The sequence below is a fragment of the Brevibacterium sp. HMSC22B09 genome (genome assembly GCF_001806795.1).
Classification (GTDB): Bacteria; Actinomycetota; Actinomycetes; order Actinomycetales; family Brevibacteriaceae; genus Brevibacterium; species Brevibacterium ravenspurgense.
The window spans coordinates 39,238-48,476 of record NZ_KV786009.1 but is presented as its reverse complement, the minus strand read 5'-3'; the positions used below and the strand labels follow the sequence as shown (position 1 = coordinate 48,476).

The following is a 9,239-nucleotide window of genomic DNA, read 5'->3' as shown; positions in this document are numbered from 1 at the left end:
GTTGGCGGAAGCCCCCATAAGGAACTGCGCGGCGGCTGACGGTGACGAAAACACGGTGTCTTTTGTGAGGACACCGTTGTCGATGCGGTCTTCGTAGTGGTCGCGATGCTTCTGAATGCTGTCCGGGGCTGACGCGGTCAACGACATGCGAAGTTCGGATCCCGCAAGCACAACGAAACCGTCGGCAACCTGGCGACCTTCACCTCGTGCACCTGCAGAATCCAGCTTCAGCAGAGGTTCTGCATCGGGTGCGGGGGCCGGGGCTGCAGCGGCAGATGCCTTGTCGTCGTCGGCCTTTTCAAAGATCCTGTACCCCAGCGACCCGATAGCGATAGTTGCAAAGGCAATGAACTCCTCGAGGTCCGCCTGCTTTTCCTCCGTCACAGTGCCCGGTGATGGGTCATTGCTGTTGAGCGTGCGCACGCGGCCAGCTGCGAGTGCTCGGCTGTGGAAAGCATTCTCGAGGTACGAAATCTCTGTGGGACCAAGCGAATCGTCCGACGTGACCAGCATGACCGCATGCGTGAAGTACTCGTTTTTCTCCTGCCGGAAATGCTCCATGACCCGGCCCAGCACACCATTGCCGTTTTTGCGCTCGCGAGCCTGACCCACATAGGCAATCTCATCGCCTGAATCAGCATCCGTGCCGAAAAGGAAGTACACGCCAGTCTGCTTGAGCTCTTCACGATCAGCGGAACGTGTAATTTCCGTGCGCGGAATGCGGTACACCTGACCAATCCAATTGCCCAGCGTGCACTTGATGCGCCCAGCGGGGGAGCCGTCCATAAGAAACAGAGTCACAGTCTTCGGCGCAGCCATGAGGTTCCTATCGAGTGGGGTTACTTCTTGCCGAACAGTCTGCCGAAGAATGAAGTCTTCTTCGGCTGATCATCGGCCGAGGTGCCTGCCACCTGAGTGCTGTCCGGCACGGTTCCAGCGTCGTCAAGGGAGGTGTGGGTGTAGGCAAAATACTGTCCGCGCACGGTGAACACATCCTCGTCCCCACTTACGGCCCCAACGGCACGCGGAAGTTCTTGGATGATCAGGTCCCCATCCACCTCGGCCGATGGTTCCGCCTGATCGTCGTCTGCGAACACAAAACCAGACTCATCGACAACAGGTTCACCCTCGTCCAATTCATCATCGCCTGACATCAGGTGCCGAACCAAGGTGCCATCAACGAACACCCGGTAATCCACAAAACCAGCAGAAGACACCGTGCTTGCCACATGCCAAGTACCAGGCAGCGCGATCGAATCAGCCTCGAAGAATTCAGCAACCACCATCTGCGGATCCCACAGGAGGGACCACTCACCTGCCTGAGCCAGTGTGAAGAACTGCTGTGCTGGATTATGAAAAGCAGTCCACAAGTCACCGTTGTCCTGCGTGGGGGCCAGCCCCCAGATCTCTATCTGCTGAGGCGAGATTTGTTCAGTTGTGAGGATCAGTGATGCTGTCAGTCCCATACCAAAAGCGTAGCGAATAAACGGGCTGCTGAGGCTTGTTATTTCTTGTTGCCGGGACTGCCTGGGGCCGGCCGGTTCGGTTTGCTGATGCGCGTATCGAACCGGGTGCTTGCCCATTTTCGCTGGGTTGAGTTGAGTAAATCGAAAAGGTCATTGGACACGAAGCCGCGTTTGCCTTTGCCGATGTTGCGCCGGTCAAGCACGCCGGCCTCCACAAGATGCTCAAGAGCATTCTGCGCTGAAGTGGAGCTTGTCCCGGTCAGCCGAGCAGCCACATCGACAGTCAAAGCCGGAAGCTTCGGCAGGATGTCGAGGATCTTCCACACCGATGCATCGCTGCGCGGAATCCGCGTTCCGGTCCGCTCCGCATATGCGGTGATGAGGGCGCGGCTATCGCGATCGAACTCATCAAGCTCATCTTTAAGTGCAGACGCCAGATCCACAGCCTCATCCGCCGCGGAAATGAAATGCCGAAGCCAGGCATTGATGCCGTCGCTGACGCTCAGTTCACGGACCGGTTCAGCGCTCGTGACAAATTCGGCGCCACGTGGGATGCCGCGGAAAGCCATGAGTTCCGCGACGTATTCGTCTGACCGGGTCAGCAGCACCTGACTGATGGGCAGAACCGACCCCTCCGTCAGACCACCGCGAACAAACACCGTGTGAATGAGTGCTCGCCCAATGCGCCCATTGCCATCAGCAAACGGGTGCAGCGTTTCGAACTGCGCATGCACAAGGCCCGCCTGAATCAGGCACCCTGTCGCAGCTCCGTTCATGAACTCAACAAGATCCTCAACCGCGGGAGCCAGCGCCTGTTCAGTCGGAGGAATGAACTCCGCCTGGCCGGGGTGAATCTCACTTCCTCCCACCCAGTTCTGCCTGTCACGAATGCCCGGCGTGCTCAGGCTGGGCAACAGCTCTTTCTGCAGCTGTTCGATGTCAGCCCATGTGATGCGCTCAGCCGTACCCAAACGTTCAACAGCGCTGGTCAGCGCGGCAATATTGTCGGCAACCTCAGCCGCTGTTGACGAATGTGCTTCAGCTGCCGTGTCGGTCGCAGTGTGCTCGAGCCGTTTGAGCTCTTCAAACACAATGTTCCGCGCATTGGACCGCAGCCCCTCAATATAGGAACTGGAGACTGCTTCGCTGCGCAGCAGATACCGCGAGACCGCTTCGAGCTTTCCTGCGGCCTCATGAAACTTCAGGTTGCGGATACGACGCTCTACACGACCGGCTTCAGTGGCCACCGTAGGATCGATGCGCCACTCAGGTTCAGTGAGCGAAAACGGTTGATACGCCCAATAGGTTCCCTGCCAGCGTTCACGCGGACGCCGCGCACTGTCAGGAGGAGTCCACTCCCGAGCCGTCCACGACATAAGCACTAACCTTTCCTTCAGCGCTGTTTTGTCCAAGGATAATGCTTATGCTTGGGTGAATTGCCGTGTTGTCCAAGGATAATGCTTATCCTTGGGCGATTTTCGTTTTTGGCTAAGGCTACGGGCGAGCCTTGACTGGGCTCGGCTCCAGCGCACATTCCACCCGGCCGCCCGGCGCTCACCTGGGCAGCCCGCCTCGGCGACCGGCACCTCGGCGACCCGCGCTCGCCCAGTTTGAACAGGGAACGTCTTAGCTACGATGAGGGGCGTTGCCGTCCGGCAAGCCGTAGTCAAGGAGCACCATGATTCGTCGTCAGGCCCTGCGCGCCACCGCGGCCGTCGTCTTTGCCAGTTCACTCGTCCTCACCGGGTGTGGAGGGTCCGGCGGCTCTGGTGATTCGGCCAACCCGGACAAAAGCGAGCCTAAGCTCGAATGGGGCTCCTGGCAGAAGCTCGATGCGGCGGCAACTGTCTTCGCTTCGAGTAATAACTTCGCGGTGCTCTATGACGGTGTCGCGCAGAAAATGCGCGCCTTCGACGGTGACGGCAAAGAGCTGTGGTCCAAATCATTGGCCATCCCACCCACCGATGCCGGAATCACCGGCCCCGAGTCCTACATCAAGGGCGACACTTTCATCTACCAAGACTCACAAACCGGCAAAATCCACGGCCTCAACACGGCAGACGGCGAAGAACAGTGGACCTTCGACCCGGGTTCGCTCGGCAAGTGCTCCGCCAAGGCGTACTGGCTTCTTGACGACAAACCTGTCACCGATTCCGACACGATCGTCCTTGCGCTCCAAGGACTTGGCCAGGATGCTCAGCAGGTCGCGGCCTGCTCAGGTGAGTCACCGGCAGTCGTGGGCTTGCAGTTGCCAGAAGGCTCCTCGGGAGCTCAAGAGATCAAACCCAAGTGGCAGTCGCCTGCACTGCCCAAGGGCAGCCAGGTCAGCATGCCGACCGTCGACCCCAGCGGCGAATACCTGACGCATGTGGGCTCGGCACCTGACAAGCGAGTCCTGCAGCGGACCTCCCTGAAAGACGGCAAAGCCCAAGCAGCCGTTGTGACCAGGCTCGATGGCGGGGATATCAACCCCGATGCCGTCGGCAACATCTACCAGCTGTCCGCCGTTGACGCTGACAACTACGCGCTGGAGCGGGAAACCCCCGACCTGTCGACAACATCTGACATCTACACCGTCAAGGAATGGTCGGACGTCGATGCTGCAAAGGACCCCGCCGTCACAATCAACACCGATGCCGATGGTGCCGACTGCATTGCCGGCGGCATGCACGAACTCGGCGGCAAGAAGTACTGCTACTCCGCAACGGAAGAGGGTGCAGTCTTTGCAGAAGTCGGCGACAACCTCACCGGCGGCAAACTCGAAGGCGTGCAGCGCAAGCCCGTGAGCGATGAATTCTCGCAGGGTCTGGCCGGCGCCGGACTGCCGTATGAAACGCCCGCCGGCATCACCAAGGACGGGAAGCTGTACGGGCTCGTGCCCAGCCCCGACAACACACTCGATGCGGTCTCCATGACCGATGGGGAGGTCCTCTGGTCAGCCCCCGCCGAGGCGGAAGCAAGTTCCGCTGCCCGTGACGCCGGGTATGTGGCGGGCGCGGATGCTGTTGTGTTCGCCCAGGATGATGCCGCTGTGGCCGTCGATGCCAACACCGGTGAAGAACTGTGGCGTGAAGGCGTTGGCGCCGGTGAAAGTGAAGCCGGGGAGCTGCGCCTGGGATGGCTGACGATGACTGATTCTGCTGTGGCTATGAAGATCGACGGTGGCGACAAACCGAACGGGCAGACGAAGTTCCGTGTGCTGAGGTCTGAGGAAGGGTGAGGCGCTCAGGTGCGGTGGGTCGAATGACGCGGCCGTGGGACCGGGGTGGTTTGGCCCCTTGGAGTCAGGCTACTGAAGGCTAGTTCTCTGACCTGAAATGCCGGTGGGGTATGCAGAACTGCATACCCCACCGGCATTTTCTGTTGGACGTTTGGGCGGATGCGAGCCCGGTGTGTTGCTGGCTCCGTCAACGGGCCTTGTTGTCCTGTTTACTTGTCTGTCACTTTGGGTGTTTAATTTACCGAAAGCAACAGGGTCTACCCGCGTAGAATAGGAGCGCCAGATGGCCGAAAACCTCGCAGCTGATGCAGAGCTGAAGTCCAAAGAAGGGAGATCGAATTTCATAACCGCTGTCGTTTCTTCCTGGTTGGGAACGACGATGGAGTACGTTGACTTTGCGCTTTACGGCCTTGCGACTGCTTTGGTGTTCAACACCCTGTTCTTCCCCTCGGAGTCGCCGGCAGTGTCCCTGCTCGCGGGCTTCTCCACCTACGCGGTCGGTTTCTTCGCGCGGCCGTTGGGGGCGATTTTCTTCGGCCGCCTGGGTGACAAGAAGGGGCGGAAAGTCGTCCTGGTCGTGACCGTTGCGCTCATGGGCGGGGCCACTACCGCTATCGGCTTGCTGCCGACGTATGAGCAGATTGGTCTTGGCGCACCGCTTCTTCTCTTGTTGATGCGCGTCCTTCAAGGCTTTGGTGCTGGCGCTGAGCTGTCGGGCGCGGCGATCGTGCTGACTGAGTACGCCCCCGCGAAGAAGCGCGGGCTTGTTGCGTCGATTGTTGCCATTGGCTCGAACAGCGGTACGCTCCTCGCTTCAGGCGCTTGGCTCCTTGTAGTCCAGATGCCAGATGAAGCGCTTTACTCCTGGGGCTGGCGAATTCCATTCCTAGCCTCGATTCTCGTTGCTCTTGGTGCACTTCTGATTCGCCGCACTATGAAAGAAACTCCGGTTTTCGCTCAGCACAAGGAAGAGCTCGAACAGCGTACGCAGAAGGTTCAGTCGGTTGCCGAGGAAGGCAGCTTTTGGCAGCGGAACCGCGCTTTCTTCGTCATGCTCGGTCTTCGCATCGGTGAAAATGGGCCGTCATACATGGCGCAGGGATTCCTTGTCGGCTATGTCGCCAACATCCTTCTGATCGACAAATCTGTTTCAACGACGGCGGTGCTCATCGCTTCATTCCTCGGATTCGCCGTTATTCCGCTGTCAGGGTACCTATCCGATAAGTTCGGCCGTCGCATCGTGTACCGCTGGTTCTGCTTCGCACTCGTTTTGATGGCAGTCCCCGTCTTTTGGATCCTTGAACTTCGCGATCCCGTGGTGACCGTTATCGTCATTGTTGTTGCTATGTGCGTAGCCTCGTTGGGAATCTTTGGTGTGCAGGCTGCCTATGGCGTGGAACTGTTCGGCGCAAAGAACCGCTTTACCAAGATGGCGGTCGCGAAGGAACTGGGATCAATTCTGTCCGGCGGTACCGCCCCGGCAGTCGCGTCTGCTCTCTTGGCCATGGCTGGAGCTTGGTGGCCGCTCGCCATTTACTGGATGGTGATGGCCGGAATCGGTCTGGCTACGACTTTCGTGGCGCCGGAAACGCGCGGACGCGACCTCAACGATATTCGAGACGCAGTCTGAGTCTGTTAGCTATTGTTGGTGCCCATGCTGGGAAGCTGGGATTGCGAGGCCGAGTATGCATGACCGTGGGGGAAGAGTCACCCGCAAAGACGTGGCCCGTGTTGCGGGAACTTCCGTCGCTGTCGTCAGCTACGTAGTCAACAACGGCCCGCGCCCAGTTTCCAAAGCGCTGCGAGAACGCGTCATCGAAGCCATTAAGGAAACCGGCTATCGCCCCAATGGGGTGGCCAAAGCCTTGGCTTTGGGTACGACGGGCACAATTGGACTGCTTGTTCCCAACATCAAGAATCCGTACTTGTCTGAGCTGGCACACGCGGTGGGCAACGCGGCGCGGCAGCGGGGCTTGAACATTCTGCTGGGCGATTCTGCCGATGATCGCCAGCAGGAAGCCAGCCTTTTGGAAAACTTTGTTCTGAACCGGGTGGAGGGTCTTCTTTTCTACGGTGTCGATGGGTGCCCTCCGGAACTGGAGAAGTTAAGAGACACAACCCGCGTGCTGGTCTTTGACTCTTGGGATAGCCCGTCCTTCGCGCACTGCATGCGGTTGGATGAGGGTGCGGCGGCGTTCAAAGCGGTTGATCACCTTGCCGAACACGGTCGGCAAAGAATAGCGATGATCACCGGACCGCTTGACCAGCGCAATTCGCGAATTCGCATGCAGGGGTGGGCCGAAGCGCTCCGGGCCCGAGGGCTGCAGGAAGACTCAAACTTGTTGCAAAGTGCGCCTTATAGCCGTTCAGGTGGATATCAGGCGGGAGAAAAGCTGATTGAGTCTGCTGTGGATTTCGACGGGCTGTTTGCGGCAAACGAATCCCAGGCTGTTGGATTCCTTGCGGCGTGCTCTGAGGCTGGCGTTTCTGTGCCGAAAGATGTCGCAGTCGCAGCTTTAAACGGAACCTCGATGGGTTCATTCACGATCCCCTCTTTAACGACGTTTGAGCAGTGCGTTGCGGACAACGCGGAGAGCGCAGTCGAGTGTCTGCTCCAAGCGAAAGAGCCGCAGCTTCTGGCAGCCCAAGGGGACCTGATTCGGCGGTCTTCTTGCGGTTGCGAGAGCAGTTACGTGTAGCGGACATGATGGAACGGGAGAACAGTTCTTTGCGTTTGGTGATTGATACCGATCCCGGAAATGGGATTCCCGGTGCGAATACCGATGACGGAATCGCCATCGCTCTCGCTGCGTATTCGCAGTTGGTTGACCTCGTCGGGGTTTCGACTGTCAGTGGTAATACTTCCCGTGAAGAAGGCGCAGCGGCTGCATCATGGCTGCTGAAAGAACTCGCGGTGGACGCTCCGGTTGTGTGTGGGGAGCCCTATGTGAACGCGCGGCGAGTGCGCGAATGGGTAGAGGAAGCACAGCGTAAGCGAACCGGGGAACTCGCTCAGAAGCTGTGGGGGCCTGCACCGTTCGCCGTGAGTTCAGCGGATGCTTTCAACGAAGGGGCCGTCGATTGGCTAGCGCAGACGGTTTTGGCTGACCCTGGAGAAATTACGATTGCAGCGATTGGGCCGCTGTCCAATATTGCATTGATGCTGCGGAAGTATCCTGAAACAGCTGATGCCGTCCGAAGAATTGTCGTAATGGGCGGGGCCTTTGACGCAGATCGGTTCCCGGTTGATACCAACTTTTTCTTGGATCCGGAAGCCGCGGCTGCCGTGATTGCCAGCGGAGCGCCGATGACGCTCGTCCCGATGGATGTCACGACGACAACCATGCTTACGCACGACGACCTTGATGCTTTCGAACGTTTAGACAACTCCCTCACGCGGGCTTTAGTGCCCACGCTGCGCCCGTGGGTCAGCTTCTCATCTGAAACCCGAAACATTCCGGGAATGTGGGTACATGATGCACTGACGGTTGCAATGCTGATTGATCCGACGCTCGTCAGTTCGGAGCACGCAGAGGTCGGGGTTGTCGTCAGCGACGATCGGGAAAGCGGCCGAACCGTGCGTCTAGATGGCGAAACGCTGAAGCCCCTCAGCGAATACGCGAGTATTCACCAAGGGGTTGTCGAGCTCGTGACCTCAGTAGATAACAGTCGGCTTTTAGCTCTTCTGCGGGAGAGCTTTCAGCGGCGGTTCTGAAGTTCCGCGCGAATGTCCTTGAGGATTCGGCACAAGCGCTGCAGCAGCTGAGCCACAACACCGAGACCGCCGACGACGACTGCTGAGCCCCACAGGGGAGCAGCCCGCAGGGGTTCGCTGGCTTCGCTGCTGATGACAAGTGCGATGACAACCATGAGTGCAGCGAGGATGTACAGGATGAATGCGAACATCGGTCGTCTGCTTTCGTGGTCGTATGCGACCAGGCGCGGTGCGGCGTCGATGTTGCCGGTGATGTGTGCAGCGTTAGGGGTGCCGTGCGACGAGCGCGAAGCCGATTCAGACAAAGCGGACCAATCTTTCTGTTCTGCCGAGGTGGCTGCCGGGACGAAAGTCGGGGCGCCCGTCGGGTAGTGCAGTGCCCTGTATGTACGCGGGAACTGGTGTGTTGTTCGAGTGGGCTCATTGTACTCGAGCCCCGTCATGCCGGGCTTCGTTGGGCCTTGTCAGCGCGGGTGGGAGTGCATCGTTGCTGCGCCGGAGCGGCCAGCCCAGCCAGCCCAACTTGCCCACCTCGGCCGGCGTGGGCAGTCCGGCCCGACCTCCGCCTCGGCTGGTTGCTGGCGTGTTCTCACGCGGTAATGCAGATTCACGCTTTAATGCGGCGCATTAGCGCGCAAATCTGCATTAAAGCGTGAGTCTGGGCTGGTTGGGGTGGGTTCGCTACTGGTTTCCGCCTCGTTCGTTCGGTGGACAGTAGGCTCTACAGGCGCTGCCGACCTCCGCCTCGGCTGTTTGCTGGCGCGTTCTCACGCAGTAGTGCAGATTTGCGGTTTAATGCAGCGCATTAGCGCGTGAGGTTGCATTAAAGCGTGAATCT

Annotated in this window: 8 protein-coding genes; 4 read left to right on the top strand and 4 right to left on the bottom strand. The window is 59.1% G+C overall.

Annotated features, from left to right (window positions below):
* The 3 genes from HMPREF3087_RS04570 to HMPREF3087_RS04560 all read right to left on the bottom strand — a co-directional run.
* Window positions 1–819 (bottom strand): GIY-YIG nuclease family protein (locus HMPREF3087_RS04570; RefSeq protein WP_083272037.1); only part of this gene is annotated, 819 nt, incomplete at its 3' end.
* A 20-nt stretch (window positions 820–839) separates the two neighbouring features.
* Window positions 840–1,583, bottom strand: a complete 744-nt coding sequence (locus HMPREF3087_RS04565; RefSeq protein WP_141738869.1) for a hypothetical protein — start codon at window positions 1,581–1,583, stop codon at window positions 840–842.
* Window positions 1,505–2,713: a Fic family protein gene (locus HMPREF3087_RS04560; protein ID WP_176745009.1), complete on the bottom strand. Its 1,209-nt coding sequence runs from the start codon at window positions 2,711–2,713 to the stop codon at window positions 1,505–1,507. Before HMPREF3087_RS04560 ends, HMPREF3087_RS04565 begins: the two co-directional genes overlap by 79 nt.
* Before the next feature lie 431 nt (window positions 2,714–3,144).
* Here HMPREF3087_RS04560 and HMPREF3087_RS04555 point away from each other — a divergent pair, with 431 nt between their 5' ends.
* From HMPREF3087_RS04555 to HMPREF3087_RS04540, 4 genes are all read left to right on the top strand, one after another.
* Window positions 3,145–4,686, top strand: a complete 1,542-nt coding sequence (locus HMPREF3087_RS04555) for an outer membrane protein assembly factor BamB family protein (protein ID WP_070428239.1) — start codon at window positions 3,145–3,147, stop codon at window positions 4,684–4,686.
* Window positions 4,687–4,969: 283 nt separating this feature from the next.
* The gene (locus tag HMPREF3087_RS04550) at window positions 4,970–6,316 is read left to right on the top strand and encodes an MFS transporter (RefSeq protein WP_070428238.1); all 1,347 of its coding nucleotides are present in this window, start codon (window positions 4,970–4,972) and stop codon (window positions 6,314–6,316) included.
* Window positions 6,317–6,407: 91 nt separating this feature from the next.
* Entirely contained in the window at window positions 6,408–7,385 is a 978-nt protein-coding gene (locus tag HMPREF3087_RS04545; protein ID WP_176745008.1) for a LacI family DNA-binding transcriptional regulator, read from the top strand.
* Window positions 7,386–7,423: 38 nt separating this feature from the next.
* Entirely contained in the window at window positions 7,424–8,401 is a 978-nt protein-coding gene (locus HMPREF3087_RS04540) for a nucleoside hydrolase (protein ID WP_176745007.1), read from the top strand.
* On the opposite strand, the gene HMPREF3087_RS04535 is transcribed toward HMPREF3087_RS04540, so the two are convergent.
* A complete protein-coding gene (locus tag HMPREF3087_RS04535; protein ID WP_070428236.1) occupies window positions 8,386–8,844 on the bottom strand; it encodes a hypothetical protein in 459 nt (152 codons plus the stop codon). The genes HMPREF3087_RS04540 and HMPREF3087_RS04535 overlap by 16 nt on opposite strands.
* Window positions 8,845–9,239 lie beyond the last annotated feature (395 nt).

Excerpts from the sequence above, each read along its gene's own strand:
- HMPREF3087_RS04565 (WP_141738869.1), bottom strand. The coding sequence starts at position 1,583 with ATGGGCAAGCACCCGGTTCGATACGCGCATCAGCAAACCGAACCGGCC.
- HMPREF3087_RS04555 (WP_070428239.1), top strand. The coding sequence starts at position 3,145 with ATGATTCGTCGTCAGGCCCTGCGCGCCACCGCGGCCGTCGTCTTTGCC.
- HMPREF3087_RS04550 (WP_070428238.1), top strand. The coding sequence starts at position 4,970 with ATGGCCGAAAACCTCGCAGCTGATGCAGAGCTGAAGTCCAAAGAAGGG.
- HMPREF3087_RS04535 (WP_070428236.1), bottom strand. The coding sequence starts at position 8,844 with ATGACGGGGCTCGAGTACAATGAGCCCACTCGAACAACACACCAGTTC.